We start from the raw sequence: 287 nt of genomic DNA on the forward strand, positions 1-287 counted from the left end.
AGACCCAGCACATACGAGATACGACCCGAAGCGACACTGCCGGAGGTCCCGGTCAGCAGGTAGCCCTCGTAGCCGTCAGCGCCTTCGTGGAGTCGGGGACCGTACTCCTGGGCCATCACTCCGGCGTAGACGCCGGTCCGTGAGCCGCGCAGCGAGTGCGGGTCGATACCCGCCCGCTCCAACGCCTCCCACGACGTCTCCAGCAACAACCGCTGCTGCGGATCCATCGCCAACGCCTCACGCGGCGAAATACCGAAGAACCCCGCGTCGAACTCCCCCGCGTCATG

General features: G+C 66.9%; 1 protein-coding gene. It reads right to left on the reverse strand.

What is annotated here, in order from left to right:
* Positions 1 to 287 (reverse strand): beta-ketoacyl synthase N-terminal-like domain-containing protein (locus GTY56_RS18325; protein WP_272923379.1); only part of this gene is annotated, 287 nt, incomplete at both ends.

Origin of the sequence: Streptomyces sp. SID5643, assembly GCF_009872555.1 — a bacterium.
GTDB classification, from domain to species: domain Bacteria; phylum Actinomycetota; class Actinomycetes; order Streptomycetales; family Streptomycetaceae; genus Streptomyces; species Streptomyces iakyrus.